Source organism: Streptomyces sp. NPDC033178 (genome assembly GCF_055577685.1).
The window spans coordinates 208,102-224,225 of the sequence record NZ_JBVIPT010000015.1 but is presented as its reverse complement, the minus strand read 5'-3'; the positions used below and the strand labels follow the sequence as shown (position 1 = coordinate 224,225).

The window sequence follows — 16,124 nt, the reverse complement described above, 5'->3', positions numbered from 1 at the left end:
GTGCAGACGGACGCGGACCGGGGCGGGGAGCCACACAATGAGCCGATGGAGACGGAGGACCGCCGCGACAGGCTCCGGCAACTGCGTGACGCGCTACGGCCGGAGGAGAGACGCGCCCCGTTGTCGCGGTGGGCGGTACGCGCGGACGTGGTGCTGGCGATCGTGCTGACCGTCGTCGCGTTGGTCGTGGCGGCGCGCTTCCCCGGCGACGGGCCGGCACGCGTCTCGACCAAGTCCGAGCAGCGGACGGAGCAGCGGACCGACCGCCTGCCCGAGGTGCCGGTGCCGGTGCCCGTGCCGCCACGACCGCCCGTACCTGGTCCCGGAGTTGTGGAGCCGGAGCCCCGCACCGTGCCGTGGCCCCTGGTCGTCCTGTCGGCGCTGCCGCTCGCGGCGAGGCGGCGGTATCCGCTGGTCGCGTTCGGGGTCGTGATGGGCGCGGCGCTGCCCATCGGTGACGACGCCTCCTGGATCAACGTGCTGACCTGCGTCATCGGTGCCTACAGCGCCGTCATGTACAGCCGTTATCAAGTGCGGGCGTTGGCGGGCATGGTCGTGGCGGCCGTGCTCGCCGGGTTCGCGTTCCGGGAGACGGATCCCGTGCTCCCGGGCTGGTCGAGCCCCGCGGTCGTGCTGCTGGTCGCGGGGGTACTGGCCGGACTCGTCCGGGTCGGCGGTCGGCGGCTGACCGCCAGCCGGGACCGGTTCACCCAGCTGCAGCGGGCCCAGGAGGAGGCCATGCGCCGGGCCGTCGAGGAGGAACGGGCCCGCATAGCGGCGGAGTTGCACGACGTCGTGACCCACAATGTCAGCGTGATGGTGATCCAGGCGGGCGCGGCCCGCAAGGTGATGGACACGGCGCCGGAGCGGTCGAAAGAGGCACTGCTGGCGGTCGAGGCCGGGGGGCGGGCTGCCATGTCCGAACTCCGGCATGTGATGGGGCTGCTCGCCGCCCCGGACACCGGCCGCCCCGACAGCCCCGCCGACGGACTCGAACCGCAGCCCGGTCTCGGGCACCTCGACGCATTGATCGAACGCGTACGCGCCGCCGGGACACCGGTCGCCATCGCGGTGTCCCTGCCGGCGGAGCCGCTGCCGCCCGGGGTGGACCTCGCGGCGTACCGGGTCGTGCAGGAGGCACTGACCAACACGATCAAACACGCGCCCGGCGCCGATGCCTCGGTCACGATCGGCCACACCGACGACTGCCTGGAGATCGAGGTCACCGATACCGGAGCCGCCCACGACGCCCTGTCGACGGGCGCCAATGGCACAGGCACAGCCACCAGCAATGGCACTGGCGGTGGCAACGGCCGCGGGCTGATCGGACTGCGCGAGCGGCTGACGGTCTACGGCGGCGAACTGACGACCGGGCCGACCCTCGCAGGCGGATTCCGGATCAGCGCCCGAGTCCCGTGGCGGACCGCGTGAACGGGCCGGCCCTGCGCGCCGTCATCGCCGACGACCAGGCTCTGGTCCGTACGGGGTTCGGGATGATCCTCGCCGCCGACGGCATCGAGGTGACGGCGGAGGCGGCGGACGGGGCCGAGGCGGTCGCAGCCGTCCGGCGCACCCGGCCCGACGTCGTGCTCATGGACATCCGGATGCCGCGGATGGACGGCATCGAGGCGACCAGGCGGATCCTCGGGGACGAAGGCCCGGGCGACACCCGGGTCATCATCCTCACCACGTACGACCTCGACCACTACGTCTACGCGGCACTCACCGCCGGCGCCAGCGGCTTCCTGCTCAAGGACGTCACCCCGGAGCACCTGGTGGCCGCCGTCCGCCTGGTGCGGTCCGGCGACGCGCTCCTCGCGCCCACCATCACCCGCCGGCTGATCGAACGCTTCGCGCACCGCGAGGAGCCCCGGCCGCCGACCCTCCACCGCGACCTGTCCGGCCTCACCCCGCGCGAACTGGAGGTGCTCCGGCTGCTCGCGACAGGCCTCAGCAACGCCGAACTCGCGGACCGCCTGTTCCTCAGCCCCACCACGGTCAAGACGCACATCGGCCGCATCCTGTCGAAGCTGGACCTCCGAGACCGCGTCCAGGCGGTCGTGCTCGCCTACGAGACCGGCCTGATCGCTCCAGGAGACCCGACACCCGACACGGGCTGACAACGACCGGGCCTCCGGCCACCCTCATCACCCCGAGGTCTGAGTCACTCCCGAGGCTTGATGAATTCGGTGACAGGGCGTTCGAGCCGCTCCCCGTCGACCGTGATGTCGACGGCCTCGTTGAAGAAGGCCACACGGTCCTTGATCACACCCACGGCCGAGAGCGGGTCGGGATAGCTCCACGCGATGTTCGGCGGTACGTCCTCGCCGGGCCATGACCAGTATGCGGTTGCCACGCCCTTGTAGGGGCAGCGGGTCGTGAGGTCGCTGGGAGTGAACTGATCGAGGCGTACGTCCTCGCGCGGGATGTAGTACCGAACGGGCAGACCGGTCTCGAAGAGGAGGACCGGCGCTCGGGTGTCCGCGACGACCGTGCCGTCGATCTCGACCTGGACATGCCGTGAACTGGGCAGCGCGTCCACCCGTTTGTGCGGGTCACGCGGATGGACGAAGATCTCCTCGTCCTCCTCGTACCAGTGGTCGAGCACCTCCCGCCCGAACCACTCGAACGAGATGCACGAGCCCAACTCCTCGCCGGGATACGTCCAGGCCGCGCCGGCGATGGTCTCGCCGCCGATGTCGAGGTCGTAGAAGAGCGTCGTCCCGGCATGCGGCCGCCCGGCGGACTTCTCCGTCTCCCGCAACAGATCCGTACGCACGTCCTCACGCGGAAACGCGTACAACGGCACCGGCCGGCCCGGCTCCCAGACGAGGACCGGCCGCCGACTGTCGACGACGGTGACTTCGCCCTTCGTCCCGCGCACCCAACGCTCGCTGGGTTCCCACAGGAGGCTGCCGGCGGGGGCAGGCGGGTGGCGCAGTACGGGAATGTTCTGTGAGGTGTTGCCGGGGGAGTTCATGACTGCCTCCTTGCCGAACATGGGGCGTCGAACGTGTGGCTCGGGCCGGGCACAGGGTGCCTCGGACAGCAGCCTAGACGCCGACCTCGGCAGAGCCGTCGACCGTCGACGGAGGTGTCGTGATCACTCTCACGCCGGCCTCGTGCAGGGCCGTGCGGGTCGCGCCGTCCGCCGACGCGGTGGTGATGAGCACGTCCAGGTCCTCCGGGCCGCAGATCTTCACCATGCCACTTCCTGGGAACTTGCTCCGGTCCGCCAGCAGCGCCACCTTGTCGCCGGCGGCGATCATGGCCCGCCTGGCGGGCACTTCGGCGACGGTGGTGTCCATGACCTGGCCGCCGGAGCGTACGCCGCAGGCGCCCATGAAGGTCCAGTCGGCGTGCACCTGGCGGAGGTTGTCCTCGGCCATGAAGCCGTCCAGCATGCGTGACTCGCGAATGACCATGCCGCCGAGCAGCATCAGGGCGATGTTCTCGTCGGTGGTGAGTTCTTCGTACACGGCGAGGCTGTTGGTGATCACGGTGAGCCGGCGTCCGTGCAGTCGGCGTGCCAGCCGGTGGACGGTCGTGCCGCTGTCGAGGATGACCGACTGGCCGTCCTCGATCAGCTCGGCCGCGCGGGCGGCTATGGCGTCCTTCTCGGTCACCTGGACCTCGGCGGCCTCGTCGAACGGCGCACGGTCCTCCTCGATGACCGCACCGCCGTGCACGCGGCTGAGCAGCCCGTCCCCTTCCAGCTTGAGGAGGTCGCGGCGGACGGTCGCCGCACTCACGTCCAGTTGCTCGGAGAGGTCGATCACGGAGGCGGTGCCGCCGGAACGCAGGGCCCGCAGGATGAGTTGGTGTCGTTGTTCAGCCAGCACGCGACGGAACACTACACACCATCACCAGGCGTAATCTGCCTACTTTCCGCTCACTTCCGGCCGACGTCGAGGCGCCGCCGCACGATCGTCTCGTTGCCCGCGATCGCCTCCACCACCTCCAGGAGAGCCGCCAGGCTGTGGCCGCTCACGAACGCGTCGCAGTGGGGGAGCGCGGCAGCCATGCCGGCGGTACGCGGGGCGTACCCGGGGGCCGCCTTGCGGGGGTTGACCCAGATGATGCGGTGGGCGAGGCGTGCGAGGCGGGCCATTTCGCGGCCGACGGCGGTGGGGTCCTCGCCCTCCCAGCCGTCGGAGAAGATCACCACGACGGCGCCGCGTGCCATGCCCCGGCGGCCGAAGCGGTTGTTGAACTCGGCCAGCGCGTGGCCGATGCGGGTGCCGCCCGACCAGTCGGACGCGGCGGCGCCCGCTCGGCGCAGTGCCGCGTCCACTCCGGACGGGCCGGTGTGCCGCAGCACGGGCGTCAGCCGGGTGAGGCGGGTGGCGAAGACGAACGCCTCGGCCGCCGCACCGGCCGTCGCTCGTGGGAAGAGGCGCAGGTAGGCGCGGGTGTATGGCTCCATGGAGCGGGAGATGTCACACAGCAGCACCAGTCGTCGCCGTCGTAGCCGGTGGCGGGTGCGGGCCAGCGGTACGGCTTCGCCGCCGGTGCGCTGGCCGGTGCGCAGGGTTCGGCGCAGGTCGATGCGGCGGCCCCGACGGTCGGTCTCCTGGCGGCGGCCGCGGCGCAGCGGTGCCTTGAGCGTCAACAGGGCGAGGAGCCGGTTGAGTTCGGCCAGTTCGCCGGGCTCGAGGGCGGCGAAGTCCTTGTGGGAGAGGACTTCGGCCGGACTTCCCGCCGTCGGTAGTTCCGAGGTCCGCCGGTCGCTGTCCTTGTCCGGGGGTTGAGTACGGTCGCGGTCCGATGCCTCGCCGACGGTGCCACTCGGCAGGGAAGCGCTGGTGGGATCCGGGCCGGTTCCGGAGAGCGGTGGCGGCCGACCGGGGGCGGTGTCTGGCGCGGGTTCGGATTTTCCACCGGCTCTGCTGACGACCACCGAGCGTGGCCCGCCCGCGAAGACCGCGTCGAAGACCCTCTCGAACGGTTCGATCTGCTCGCGGTCCGTCACGAACGCCAGCCGCGCCGCCCAGTACAGCGCCGTGCGGTCCACCGGCGGCAGCAGCACCAGCGCCTGAAGGAACCGCACCGACCGCTCCGGGGTCACGGTCACCCCGGCCCGCCGCAGTTCCGCGCCGAGCCGGCCCGCGAACTCTGCCCGGTCGAAGAGGGGAACCGCCGCAGTGGTCACGGCTGTCGGTCCGCCACCAGCCAGTCCAGGCCGCGCTCCCGCACCAGCTCCTGGTCCTCGCGGTACTTCAGCAGGGAGCCGAGCGTGCGCCCGGCGACAACGGCGTCGAGACGGGGCACGCCGAGCAGGTTCAGCGCGGAGATCCAGTCGATGGTCTCGGCGACGCCCGGTGCCTTCTGCACGTCCAGGGCCCGCAGCCGCCGTACGGCCGCCGACACCGCGACCGCCAGCTCCCTCGACGTTCCGGGCACCCGGCGACGCACGATCTCGACGATCCGTTCCGTGTCCGGATAGTCGATCCAGTGGTAGAGACACCGGCGTTTGAGCGCGTCATGGAGATCGCGGGTGCGGTTGGAGGTCAGCAGCACGACGGGTGGCACGGCGGCCCGGACGGTGCCGATCTCCGGGATGGTCACCGCCGCCTCGGCCAGCACTTCGAGCAGGAACGCCTCGAAGTCGTCGTCGGCGCGGTCGATCTCGTCGATGAGCAGCACGGCGGGGGCCGGACCCGGGTGCGTGAGCGCCGCCAGCACGGGCCGCCGCAGCAGGTACTCCTCGCTGAACAGATCGGCCTCACTGAGCTGCTCGTACCGGGACTCGGCGAGGCGGATGCCGAGCAGTTGGCGCGGATAGTTCCACTCGTACAGCGCCTCGGCCGCGTCCAGGCCGTCGTAGCACTGCAGCCGGATCAGCGGGCTGCCCAGGATCGCGGCCACCGCCTTGGCCGCCTCGGTCTTGCCGACGCCCGCCTCGCCCTCCAGGAGCAGCGGCTGGGGCAGGCGCAGGGCGAGGAAGAGCGCGGTGGCCAGACCGTCGTCGGTGAGATAGCCCAGCGAGTCCAGCGCGGCGCGCAGACTCTCCACGCCCGGCAGACAGCGTTCGACATACTCGCTCACGAGGCATCGGCCTTCGCGTGGCGGGCGGGATCCTTCTCGTACGCGGCACGACAACCGGCACAGCAGAACCAGCGCCGCCCGTCGCCGCCCTCGTCGGAGTACGGGGTGCTGTCCGCGATGGAGACCGTCATCCCGCACACTGGGTCGACGGCGGTCACCGAGCCGCTCTCCGTAGGCTCTTGCACTGCCACCTCCGCCGCTACGTGCGCTTCAACGGAGCGCCCCCTCACCGCCTGAATCACCTCCGCGAGGATCGACACCGCGATCTCGCCCGGTGTGCGAGCACCGATCCACAGCCCCGCCGGTGTGTGGATCCGCGCGCGCTGCCCGGCATCGAGCGTCAGCCCGTCCAGCACCGCCGCCCCGCGTCTGGGGCTGGCCACGAGCCCGATGTACGGCACCCCCGCGCGCACGGCCGAGACGAGCACCGGCTCTTCGCCCCGGCCGTGCGAGGCGATGACGAGAGCCTGAGCGCCGGCCAGGTCCTCCGGCGTGATCCCTTCGGCGCCGGACGACTCCGTGATCTCGTAGCCGAGCGCAGGCCCGAGGGCGAGCAACGCGCGGGCGATGGGGGACTCGCCCAGGACCACCACGCGCGGCACGGGCCGCAGCGGCTCCAGGAAGATCTCCAACTCGCCGCCGGACAGGCACGGATTGGCGACGCTCACCGCGCCCTCCTCGACGACGGGTTCCCCGGTGCCGTCCGCCGTCTCCTCCGGCGAGATCCGCAGCAGCAGCGACTCCCCGCTGCGCAGCGTCCGCAGCGCCTGCACCCGTACGGTGGCCTCCGCGCAGGCACCTCCGACGAAGCCCTCGACGCGGCCGTCCGCGAGGACCAGCGCGGTGTCGCCCGGCCGAGCGCTCGCGGGACGGCGGGCGCGCACCACGGTGGCCTTCACGAACGGCACGTGGTGTCCCGTCAGTTCGGCCATGCGTGCCTCAAGTGGGGGTGCGGCGGGGCTCATTGGGGTGCCTCCACCTCGCCCCGGTGCAGCGCCTGCCACACCCGGCTCGGGGTCAGCGGCATGTCGGCGTGGCGTACGCCGATCGCGTCGAGGACCGCGTTGACGACAGCCGGCGGTGAACCGACCGTCGCGGACTCGCCGATGCCCTTCGCGCCGATCGGATGGTGCGGGGAGGGCGTGACGGTGTGGTCCAGTTCCCAGGCCGGGACCTCCAGCGCGGTCGGCAACAGGTAGTCCATGAAGGACCCGGACAGACAGTTGCCGTCCTCGTCGAAGCTGATCAACTCCATCAGCGCCATACCGACGCCGTCGGCCAGCCCGCCGTGCACCTGCCCCTCGATGATCATCGGGTTGATACGCGTTCCGCAGTCGTCCACCGCGATGAAGCGCCGCACCTTCACCGTGCCTGTGCCGGAATCGACGTCGACCACGCAGACGTACGCGCCGAACGGGTACGTGAGATTGGGCGGGTTGTAGACGGTCGTCGCCTCCAGATGACCCTCCACCCCCTCCGGCAGTTCCAGCGCTCCGTGCGCGGCGAGCGCGATCTCCTGGATCGTCTTCGTCATCGCGGGGTCGCCCGCGACCGACCAACGGCCCTTGGTCCATTCGAGGTCGTCGGGGGACACCTCCAGCATGGCCCCGGCGATGATCCGCGCCTTGTCCCGCACCTTGCGCGCGACCACTGCAGCGGCCGCTCCTGACACGGGAGTTGAGCGACTTCCGTACGTGCCGAGCCCGAACGGCGTCTGGTCGGTGTCGCCGTGCACGACGTCGATGTCCTCGGGCGGGATGCCCAGTTCCTCGGCGACGATCTGCGCGAACGTCGTCTCGTGGCCCTGCCCCTGCGTCTGCACGCTCAGCCGCACCACCGCCTTGCCGGTCGGATGCACGCGCAGTTCGCAGCCGTCGGCCATGCCGAGACCAAGGATGTCCATGTGCTTGCGCGGCCCGGCGCCGACCGTCTCGGTGAAGAACGACAGCCCGATGCCCATGAGTTCGCCGCGGGCCCGCTTCTCGCTCTGCTCCTTGCGCAGCTCCTCGTACCCGGCCAGGTCCAGTGCCTTGCGCAGACAGGCGGGGTAGTCGCCGGAGTCGTACGTCCAGCCCGTCTTGTTCTCGTACGGGAACTGCTCCGGCCGCAGCAGGTTCCGCATCCTCAACTCGGCCGGATCTGCGCCGAGTTCGGCCGCAAGACAGTCCACCATCCGCTCGATCAGATACACCGCCTCGGTGACCCGGAAGGAGCAGGCGTACGCGACCCCGCCGGGCGCCTTGTTCGTGTAGACGCCGGTGACCGAGCAGTGCGCGGCCTCGATGTCGTACGAGCCGGTGAAGATGTGGAAGAAGCCGGCCGGGTACTTGGTGGGCTGCGCGGTGGAGTTGAACGCGCCGTGGTCGGCGAGGACCTTGACCCGTACGCCCAGGATCCTCCCGTCCCGGGTCGCGGCGATCTCGCCGGTCATGTGGTAGTCGCGGGCGAAGGAGGTGCTCATCAGGTTCTCGGAGCGGTCCTCCATCCACTTCACGGGCCGCCCGGTGACGATCGAGCCGACGACCGCGCACACGTAACCCGGGTAGATGCCGACCTTGTTGCCGAAACCGCCGCCGATGTCCGGGGAGACGACCCGGATCTTGTGCTCCGGGATCCCGGCCACCATCGCGTAGAGGGTGCGGTGTGCGTGCGGGGCCTGGGTGGTGGAGTAGAGGGTGAGTTTGCCGTCGACCGGGTCCATGGAGGCGACCGCGCCGCAGGTCTCCAGCGGGGCCGGGTGGACCCGCGGGTAGAGCATCGTCTGCTCGACCACGACGTCGGCCCGCGCGAACACCTCGTCGGTGGCCGCGCTGTCTCCCGCCTCCCAGTCGAAGATGTGGTTGTCCGTACGGCCTTCCAGGTCGTCCCGGATGACGGGTGCGCCGGGGTCGAGGGCATGGCGGGCGTTGACCACCGGGTCCAGCGGTTCGTACTCGACGTCGATCAACTCGATCGCGTCGCGCGCCGCGTAGTGGTCCTCGGCGACGACGAACGCGACCTCCTGCCCCTGGAAGCGCACCTTGTCGGTGGCGAGTACGGCCTGCGTGTCCATCGACAACGTAGGCATCCAGGCGAGGCCGAGGCCCGCGAGCGTCTCGCCGGTGATCACCGCCTTGACCTTGGGGTGGGCCTCGGCGACCGAGGTGTCGATGGAGACGATGCGGGCGTGCGCGAACGGGCTGCGGAGCACAGCGCCGTGCAGCATGCCGGGCAGGTGGATGTCGTCGACGTAGCGGCCCTTGCCGCGTACGAAGCGAGGGTCCTCCTTGCGCTTCATCCGGCCGAAACCGATGGGCCGCTCCTGAGGGGCTGCGGCCGGTTCCTCGACGGTGGTCATGTCTGACTCCCCGCAGCCTCGTGGCCGTTCCTCGCCGCCCACTGGATGGACTTGACGATGTTCAGATAGCCGGTGCACCGGCACAGCTGACCGGAGATGGCCTCACGGATCTCCTGCTCGGACGGATCCGGGTTGCGGTCCAGGAGCGCCCGGCCGGAGAGCATCATCCCCGGGGTGCAGAACCCGCACTGCAGACCGTGCTGCTCGATGAACCCCTGTTGCACCGGGTCCAGTTGGTCTCCGTCCGCCAAGTCCTCGACCGTACGGATCTCGTGACCGGCAGCCATCACCGCGAGGACCGTACAGCTCTTGACGGGCTCCCCGTCCATCAGCACCACGCAGGTACCGCAGTTGCTGGTGTCGCAGCCCCAGTGGGTGCCGGTCAGTTCCAGGTCGTCGCGGAGGAAGCGCACGAGCAGATGCCGGGGCTCGACCTCCCGGGTGTGGTCGTCGCCGTTGACGTTGACGGTGATCCGCATGCGCCTCACGCCTCCCTTGCCGTGGACCCGATGGGCCGCCCGGCCCGGGCGACCGCCCGCCGCAGCGCCCGCCGGGTGAGTTCGCCTGCCAGATGCCGCTTGTACTCGGCGCTGCCCCGGCCGTCGGTGACCGGCGAACAGCTGTCGGACGCCACCCGGCCGGCCTCCTCGTACAGCGCCTCGGACGGTTCGCTGCCGTTCAGCAGGGTCTGGACCGCGTGGAGGTTCAGCGCCCCGGCGCCGACCGCCGCCAGACCCACGCCCGCGTCGGCGATCCGCCCCTCGCGCAGCGTCAGGGCGACCCCCGCCGCGGCGACGGCCCAGTCCCCGGCCTTGCGCTCGACCTTCTCGTACGCGCTGCCCGCACCCGGCAGGACCGGCAGCCGCACCTCGGTCAGCATCTCGCCGACGCCCACGGCTGTTTCGTACGGGCCCTGGTGGAAGTCGGCCATGGAGACGATCCGTTCGCCGCCCGCCCCGCGGATGACGGCACGGGCGTGCAGCGCGCCGCACACCGCCGAGAGGTCCTCCGACGGGTCGGCCTGGCAGAGGGAGCCGCCGATCGTGCCCCGGTTGCGGACCGGCGGGTCGGCGATCACCTTCTCCGCGTCGTGGACGATGGGAAAGTACCGGCCGACCAACTCCGACTCCAGCAGTGTGCGGTGCCGGGTGAGGGCGCCGACGCGCAGTTCGTCGCCGACCAGGGCGATGTGGTCGAGTTCGTGGAGGTCGTTGATGTCGACGAGGACCTCGGGGGAGGCCAGGCGCAGCTTCATCATCGGCAGCAGACTGTGTCCGCCGGCCACGACCCGGGCCTCCTCGCCGTAGCGCCGCAGCAGTTCCAGCGCCTCGTCCACGCTCTCGGCGCGCTGGTAGTCGAACGAAGCGGGTACCTGCACGGCACGCTCCCTCCCGGACCGGGCCCGCCCGGCACGCCCGGGCGAGGCAGCGCGCGCGGGAGCCGTCCGTCGATTGAGGACCTGGCCGGTTTCCGGCGGTCCGGGGGAACAATTGCGCGAAGACATGGGGCGGTCAACGGCGACTCAAGCGAATGCTTAAGAGACCTGGGCAACGGAGGGGGTCCTACCGGTCGAACAGCCGTTGTAATGGCGGACATGACGTTGACTCAGCTCCGCGCATTCGTCACGGTGGCCCGTCTGGGCTCGGTCAAGGGCGCCGCGGAGTCGCTCGGCGTCACCGAGGCGGCGGTCTCCGGGGCGGTCGCCGCGCTCCGCCGTGAACTTGGGGACCTGCTCTTCATCCGGGCCGCCGGCGGGATCAGTCTCACCCCGGGCGGCAGACGCCTCGCCGCGGGAGCCGCCGAGATCGTCGGCCTCGCCGAGGAGACCCGTCACCGGGTCCGCCAGGCCGGGTCGGGGACCGCCCAACTACGGGTGGCGTCCACCGAGGCCGGCGCCGAACAGGTCCTCCCCGCGCTGCTCGCGGCCTTCGGGCGGCGACAGCCCGACCTGGACGTCGACACCCTCGCCGTGCCGGTGGCGGTCTTCGGCGACCTGCTCCGCGACCGGCGCGCCGATGTCACGATCGGTCCGTCGCCGCGGCCGGAACCGGGCATCGAGTCGATCCCCTTCCTGCGCTTCCAACTGGTCGTCGTCGCGGCGCCGGACCACCCGCTCAGGCACCGGAAGCGGCTCGCCCCCGCCCAACTGGCCCACGAGCCATGGCTGTTGGGCCCGGCGGGACTGGACCCGGACAGCGTGTCCGGCACCTTCCTCTCCCACATAGGAGTCGAAGCCGCCAAGGCCAAGGCGTTCCCCAGCGTCACGGCCTCTCTCAACGCGGTGGCAGGCGGGGCCGGGCTGTCCATCGCCTTCCTCCACGTCGTACGCGACGAGCTGCGCCGCGGGTCACTGGTCGTCCTCGACGTCTCCGGCGCCCGGCTCGGCGGCATGCTGTACGCGAGCGCGCTCACCGGCGAACGGCGCTCGACGACCGCCGCAGCGCTGTGCCGGTTCGTCACGACACCGGCTGCGACACAGGCCGTGCTGACCCGGTCCAAGGGCGTTCCGATGAACGAGTTCCGACCACCGGTCCACGTGACGATCTGGAGCTGACGGGACTCGGGGAGCCGGCGGATCATGGGTTCCGGCGTCCTGGGCGCGGCGTCTTAAGCAAACCCTGAAGAGCTCATTGACGGCCGGGCCGCCCGCGCCCATCGTGTGTCCGTCATGGACTTCACGAACGAGTTCCGAGTGAACCTGCCGCCCGACCAGGCCTGGTCCCTGCTGACCGACGTGGAGCGGATCGCTCCCTGCATGCCCGGCGCCCAGCTCACCGGCGTGGACGGCGACACCTACAACGGCGTCGTCAAGGTGAAGGTCGGCCCCATGACCGTCCAGTACAAGGGCGTCGTCTCCTTCGAGGAGAAGGACGACGAAGCGCGTACGGCGGTACTCCACGCGCGTGGCCGCGACACCCGCGGCCAGGGAAACGCCGACGCCCGCGTCACCGCCCGGCTCGTCCCGGACGGCGACGGAACGCGGGTGACGGTGGACACCCACCTCACCATCACCGGCAGGATCGCGCAGTTCGGCCGAGGGGTGATCGAGGAGGTCAGCGGGAAACTGCTGGCCCAGTTCGTCACCAACCTGGAAGGCCAACTCGCGGCGGAGAAGAAGCAGGAACAGGCACAGGCGCAGCAGTCGGTCACACCGACGCCGGAGCCCGCGACGGGGACTGGGACCCTGGCCGGAGCCGGAGCCGGAGCCGGAGCCGGAGCCGGAGCCGGAGCCGGAGCCGGAGCCGGAGCCGGAGCCGGAGCCGGAGCCGGAGCCGGAGCCGGAGCTGAGACCGAGATCGGCGCCGGGGTCGTATCGGGCGTCACGCCGGAATCCGCTGCCGCCGAAGGAGCCACCGCGGACAACGCCCCCGCCACCGGAGCCCCGAGCAAGACCGCTCCAACCGCTCCCTCCGTCCCCGCCTCGAACGGCGTCCGCCCCACGGAAGAGCCCGCAGTTTCCCGTACACCGGCCGCGGCCGCACCTGAGCCCCTGGACCTGATGAGCGTCGCACGCGGTGCCGTGCTCAAGCGCGCTCTTCCGGCGGCGATCGTCCTCGCCGTGGTCGTGGTCGTTCTTGTCGTCTGGCTCACGCGATGATGGGGGCATGACCGACATCCGTACCCCCCGTCTTCTGCTGCGCCGCTGGCAGGACGACGACCTCGTACCCCTCTCCGAGATCCACGCCGACCCGACGGTGATGCGATGGATCGGCGACGGCACGCCCCGCTCCCTGGAACAGACCGCCGAGGACATCGAGGCCTGGGAGGAGGAGTGGGACGAGGAGGGCTTCGGGGTCTTCGCCGTCGAGCTCCTCGGATCGGGGGAGCTGGCCGGGGCGGTCGGACTCTACGTTCCTGGTTCCCCGCCCGAGGTCGAGGGGCAGGTGGCCATCACCTGGCGGATGGCGCGCGTCTTCTGGGGTCAGGGCTATGCCTCGGAGGCGGCCCACGCCACACTCGAATTCGCTCTGCAGGACCGCGGTCTCGACCGGATCGTCGCCGTGTGCCGAACGGCCGACACCGCGTCGTCGAACGTGCTGGACAAGCTCGGCATGCAGGCGGAAGGCGCGACAACGGACCCGGTCTACGGGCACGACGTGCGGCTGTACGGGATCGACCTGACGGAGTTCGAGGGCTGACCGGCTCCTCGGTGGTGCCCCGACCGACCGGGCGGCCGACCGTGACCGGACCGCCATGGAGGCCATGATGCAGATCCCTTCGTTGCCCTATCGCGACGAGCACACCACCGTCGTCGCGGCGGAAGCCGATGACGTGTGGCGCAGTCTGGGCGACACACTGGACCGGTCCTTCTCGCGTCCCGGCGCCAACGGCTACGCGCGGCTGGTCGGATGCGCGGACCGCGCGGCGTCGGGTCCGCGGCCGCTCGCCGAGGGCTCGACGTTTCCCGGGTTCCGGGTGGCGGCCGTGGTCCCTGGGCGGGAGCTGGTCCTCGGCGGGCGCCATCGCTTCTCGTCGTACGCGCTGATCTTTCGCCTGGAACCCGCGGGTCCGGGCCGGTCACGGTTGACCGCCGAGACCCGGGCCACCTTTCCCGGCCCGGCGGGCGGCCTCTACCGGTTGCTCGTCCTCGGGACAGGAGGGCACGCGGTGGTCGTGCGCCGCCTGCTCGCGGCGGTCCGCCGCCGGGCCGAGTCATGAGGGCAGCTGGTCGCGGGCACGGGCACGGGCACGGACTCAGGCGGGCTTGAGCCCCTGGTCGCCCGCTTCGGTGACGAAGGACGCGGCAGTCGTGATCGGAGCCCCGGGCGTGGTCACGGCGGACACGGTCTTGAAGTCCGCCCGCGCCGCCTGTGGCGTCAGCCGCACCCTGACGTAACCGCGCTGTCCGTTGTAGAACTTCAGGTGGGGGTTGGCGCTCAGATAGGTGGACCAGTTCGTGGGTCTCACAATGCCGTCCCCTCCGCTGGCGATGGACGGGGTGACGATCTCCGTGCCCAGGGTCCTGGACGTGGGGTTGTCGAAGTCGTCCTTGATGTCGAAGGCGTACCCGACGTGCACGTCCCCGGTGAGCACCATGAGGTTGTCGATGCCCGCCGCCTTCGCCCCGGCCAGTACCCGGTCGCGCGAGGCCCGGTAGCCGTCCCAGGCGTCCATGGACACCTTGGCGACAGGGCTGAGGTCCAGCTTCCGCTGGGAGAAGCAGACCTGTTGGGGCATCACGTTCCACACGGCGTCGGAGGTGCGCCATCCGTCGAGCAGCCAGCGTTCCTGGGCGGCGCCGGTGATGGTGCGTGCCGGGTCGTCCGACTCCGGGCCGGGGATGTGCGGCCGGTCGCCGTAGGCCTGGTCGGAGCGGTACTGGCGGGTGTCGAGGACGTCGAACTGCGCCAGCGTGCCCCAGTGCAGACGCCGGTAGAGCTGGGCGTCGGGCCCGTTGGGCAGCTGGGAGGCACGCAGCGGGTGGTTCTCCCAGTGGGCCCGGTAGGCGGCGGCGCGCCGCAGCAGGAACGCGGCCGGCGGGGTGCCGTTCTCGTCGGTGTCGGCCGCGTAGTTGTTCCCGGTCTCGTGGTCGTCCCAGGTGACGATGAACGGGTGCATGGCATGAACGGCTCGCAGGTCCGGGTCGCTGCGGTAGAGGGCGTAGCGCAGCCGGTAGTCCTCCAGCGTCACGGTCTCCCGGTTGAAGAGGCCGGGCAGGACACGGTCGGTGTACTTGCGGGCGCCGCCGACGGCGTCGACCGCGTACTCGTAGAGGTAGTCGCCGAGGTGGAAGACCACGTCGATGTCGTCGTCCGCGAGATGCCGGTGAGCGGTGAAGTACCCCTCGTGGTACGCCTGGCAGGACACGGCGGCGAAGGTGAGCGCGGAGGTGGGGCCGGCCGTGGCGGGAGCGGTGCGTGTGCGGCCCGTCGGGCTGATCCAGGTGCCCGTCCTGAAGCGGTAGTAGTACACGCGACCGGCGTCGAGACCGTCCACCTCGACGTGCAGGGTGTGGTGGACCTCGGGGTGGGCGATGGCGGTGCCGCGCCGGACGATCGCGCCGAACCGCTCGTCGTCGGCCACCTCCCATTCGACGACGACCCGCTGCTGGGCCAGGCCGCCGTCGGCCTGGTACGGCTCGGGCGCGAGCCGCGTCCACAGCAGTACGGAGCCGGGCCACGGGTCACCGGAGGCGACGCCGAGCGTGAAGGGGTCGTCGGTGATCCTCGCCGCGTCGAGTTCGGTGGCGCTCGCCGCGCCCGTGGCGGGCAGATGTGTGCCGAAGGCGAGCGCGGCGGCCGCCGCGCTGACGGTCAGGAAGCGACGGCGTGCGAGATGGCGAGCGGCCGCACGCAGTTCGGGGGCATGCTGCGACGACGGTCTCTGGCGGCCCGGGGGCATGGCTCTATCCCCTCACGGTGTTGGCGCAGGGCAGCCCCGGCAACGGGTGCTGCGGGGCTTGTGAATGCTAATCAGATGAAGATCATGAACCCGGCAGGCGCGGCGTCCCGAGCGCAGGCGGCGTAACGGTCGAGGCACGCCGCGGGCCCACCGGTGCGGTGCGGCGCGCGAACCGCCGATCCGGTACACCGACGGCTCGCGCGGCCGGATGGGCGCGACGTCCGGGACCGGTCGCTTGGACGAGAAAGCCCCGTGGCTTGGAACACAACGAGGAATGGCCGGAGTTCGCCCTGGCTGCTCCCGCCGGACGTACATACGATGCGACCGCTCCGGTCTTCACAGCTCCTTCACAGGGCCGGGCTCGTACGGTCATGTGTTTGGCATGTACATGACCATT

15 protein-coding genes are annotated in these 16,124 nt (G+C 71.1%); 6 read left to right on the top strand and 9 right to left on the bottom strand.

Features of this window, described 5'->3' with window-relative positions; translation table 11 throughout:
• The first annotated feature begins 45 nt into the window (after nucleotides 1-45).
• Together ACZ5VQ_RS33250 and ACZ5VQ_RS33245 are read left to right on the top strand one after the other, a co-directional pair.
• The gene (locus ACZ5VQ_RS33250) at nucleotides 46-1,431 is read left to right on the top strand and encodes a sensor histidine kinase (protein WP_469108186.1); all 1,386 of its coding nucleotides are present in this window, start codon (nucleotides 46-48) and stop codon (nucleotides 1,429-1,431) included.
• Nucleotides 1,428-2,120, top strand: a complete 693-nt coding sequence (locus tag ACZ5VQ_RS33245) for a response regulator (RefSeq protein WP_469108185.1) — start codon at nucleotides 1,428-1,430, stop codon at nucleotides 2,118-2,120. Before ACZ5VQ_RS33250 ends, ACZ5VQ_RS33245 begins: the two co-directional genes overlap by 4 nt.
• 44 nt (nucleotides 2,121-2,164) lie before the next feature.
• On the opposite strand, the gene ACZ5VQ_RS33240 is transcribed toward ACZ5VQ_RS33245, so the two are convergent.
• From ACZ5VQ_RS33240 to ACZ5VQ_RS33205, 8 genes are all read right to left on the bottom strand, one after another.
• Entirely contained in the window at nucleotides 2,165-2,980 is an 816-nt protein-coding gene (locus ACZ5VQ_RS33240) for a DUF427 domain-containing protein (RefSeq protein WP_469108184.1), read from the bottom strand.
• A 73-nt stretch (nucleotides 2,981-3,053) separates the two neighbouring features.
• Nucleotides 3,054-3,842: a DeoR/GlpR family DNA-binding transcription regulator gene (locus ACZ5VQ_RS33235; RefSeq protein WP_469108183.1), complete on the bottom strand. Its 789-nt coding sequence runs from the start codon at nucleotides 3,840-3,842 to the stop codon at nucleotides 3,054-3,056.
• 50 nt (nucleotides 3,843-3,892) lie between these two features.
• Nucleotides 3,893-5,152 (bottom strand): vWA domain-containing protein, encoded by a 1,260-nt coding sequence (locus ACZ5VQ_RS33230; protein WP_469108182.1) that lies wholly within the window; start codon nucleotides 5,150-5,152, stop codon nucleotides 3,893-3,895.
• The gene (locus ACZ5VQ_RS33225) at nucleotides 5,149-6,048 is read right to left on the bottom strand and encodes an AAA family ATPase (RefSeq protein WP_469108181.1); all 900 of its coding nucleotides are present in this window, start codon (nucleotides 6,046-6,048) and stop codon (nucleotides 5,149-5,151) included. The genes ACZ5VQ_RS33230 and ACZ5VQ_RS33225 overlap by 4 nt, the downstream gene beginning before the upstream one ends.
• Nucleotides 6,045-7,013, bottom strand: a complete 969-nt coding sequence (locus ACZ5VQ_RS33220; protein WP_469108180.1) for an XdhC family protein — start codon at nucleotides 7,011-7,013, stop codon at nucleotides 6,045-6,047. Before ACZ5VQ_RS33220 ends, ACZ5VQ_RS33225 begins: the two co-directional genes overlap by 4 nt.
• Entirely contained in the window at nucleotides 7,010-9,385 is a 2,376-nt protein-coding gene (locus ACZ5VQ_RS33215; RefSeq protein WP_469108179.1) for an aerobic carbon-monoxide dehydrogenase large subunit, read from the bottom strand. The genes ACZ5VQ_RS33220 and ACZ5VQ_RS33215 overlap by 4 nt, the downstream gene beginning before the upstream one ends.
• A complete protein-coding gene (locus ACZ5VQ_RS33210) occupies nucleotides 9,382-9,864 on the bottom strand; it encodes a (2Fe-2S)-binding protein (RefSeq protein WP_469108178.1) in 483 nt (160 codons plus the stop codon). Before ACZ5VQ_RS33210 ends, ACZ5VQ_RS33215 begins: the two co-directional genes overlap by 4 nt.
• 5 nt (nucleotides 9,865-9,869) lie before the next feature.
• A complete protein-coding gene (locus ACZ5VQ_RS33205) occupies nucleotides 9,870-10,763 on the bottom strand; it encodes an FAD binding domain-containing protein (protein WP_469108177.1) in 894 nt (297 codons plus the stop codon).
• A 216-nt stretch (nucleotides 10,764-10,979) separates the two neighbouring features.
• On the opposite strand from ACZ5VQ_RS33205, the gene ACZ5VQ_RS33200 reads away from it, so the two are divergent.
• From ACZ5VQ_RS33200 to ACZ5VQ_RS33185, 4 genes are all read left to right on the top strand, one after another.
• Nucleotides 10,980-11,939, top strand: a complete 960-nt coding sequence (locus ACZ5VQ_RS33200; protein ID WP_469108176.1) for a LysR family transcriptional regulator — start codon at nucleotides 10,980-10,982, stop codon at nucleotides 11,937-11,939.
• A 114-nt stretch (nucleotides 11,940-12,053) separates the two neighbouring features.
• A complete protein-coding gene (locus ACZ5VQ_RS33195; RefSeq protein ID WP_469108175.1) occupies nucleotides 12,054-12,983 on the top strand; it encodes an SRPBCC family protein in 930 nt (309 codons plus the stop codon).
• Between the two features lie 7 nt (nucleotides 12,984-12,990).
• A complete protein-coding gene (locus ACZ5VQ_RS33190; protein ID WP_469108174.1) occupies nucleotides 12,991-13,524 on the top strand; it encodes a GNAT family N-acetyltransferase in 534 nt (177 codons plus the stop codon).
• A 67-nt stretch (nucleotides 13,525-13,591) separates the two neighbouring features.
• On the top strand, nucleotides 13,592-14,044 hold the full coding sequence (locus ACZ5VQ_RS33185; RefSeq protein WP_469108262.1) for a hypothetical protein: 453 nt from the start codon (nucleotides 13,592-13,594) through the stop codon (nucleotides 14,042-14,044).
• A 36-nt stretch (nucleotides 14,045-14,080) separates the two neighbouring features.
• Here ACZ5VQ_RS33185 and ACZ5VQ_RS33180 read toward each other — a convergent pair whose 3' ends face one another.
• On the bottom strand, nucleotides 14,081-15,727 hold the full coding sequence (locus ACZ5VQ_RS33180; protein WP_469108173.1) for an alkaline phosphatase D family protein: 1,647 nt from the start codon (nucleotides 15,725-15,727) through the stop codon (nucleotides 14,081-14,083).
• Nucleotides 15,728-16,124: the final 397 nt, after the last annotated feature.

Coding starts and splice junctions, on each gene's coding strand:
- ACZ5VQ_RS33250 (WP_469108186.1), top strand. CDS start 46: ATGGAGACGGAGGACCGCCGCGACAGGCTCCGGCAACTGCGTGACGCG.
- ACZ5VQ_RS33240 (WP_469108184.1), bottom strand. CDS start 2,980: ATGAACTCCCCCGGCAACACCTCACAGAACATTCCCGTACTGCGCCAC.
- ACZ5VQ_RS33220 (WP_469108180.1), bottom strand. CDS start 7,013: ATGAGCCCCGCCGCACCCCCACTTGAGGCACGCATGGCCGAACTGACG.
- ACZ5VQ_RS33215 (WP_469108179.1), bottom strand. CDS start 9,385: ATGACCACCGTCGAGGAACCGGCCGCAGCCCCTCAGGAGCGGCCCATC.
- ACZ5VQ_RS33210 (WP_469108178.1), bottom strand. CDS start 9,864: ATGCGGATCACCGTCAACGTCAACGGCGACGACCACACCCGGGAGGTC.
- ACZ5VQ_RS33200 (WP_469108176.1), top strand. CDS start 10,980: ATGACGTTGACTCAGCTCCGCGCATTCGTCACGGTGGCCCGTCTGGGC.
- ACZ5VQ_RS33195 (WP_469108175.1), top strand. CDS start 12,054: ATGGACTTCACGAACGAGTTCCGAGTGAACCTGCCGCCCGACCAGGCC.
- ACZ5VQ_RS33190 (WP_469108174.1), top strand. CDS start 12,991: ATGACCGACATCCGTACCCCCCGTCTTCTGCTGCGCCGCTGGCAGGAC.
- ACZ5VQ_RS33185 (WP_469108262.1), top strand. CDS start 13,592: ATGCAGATCCCTTCGTTGCCCTATCGCGACGAGCACACCACCGTCGTC.
- ACZ5VQ_RS33180 (WP_469108173.1), bottom strand. CDS start 15,727: ATGCCCCCGGGCCGCCAGAGACCGTCGTCGCAGCATGCCCCCGAACTG.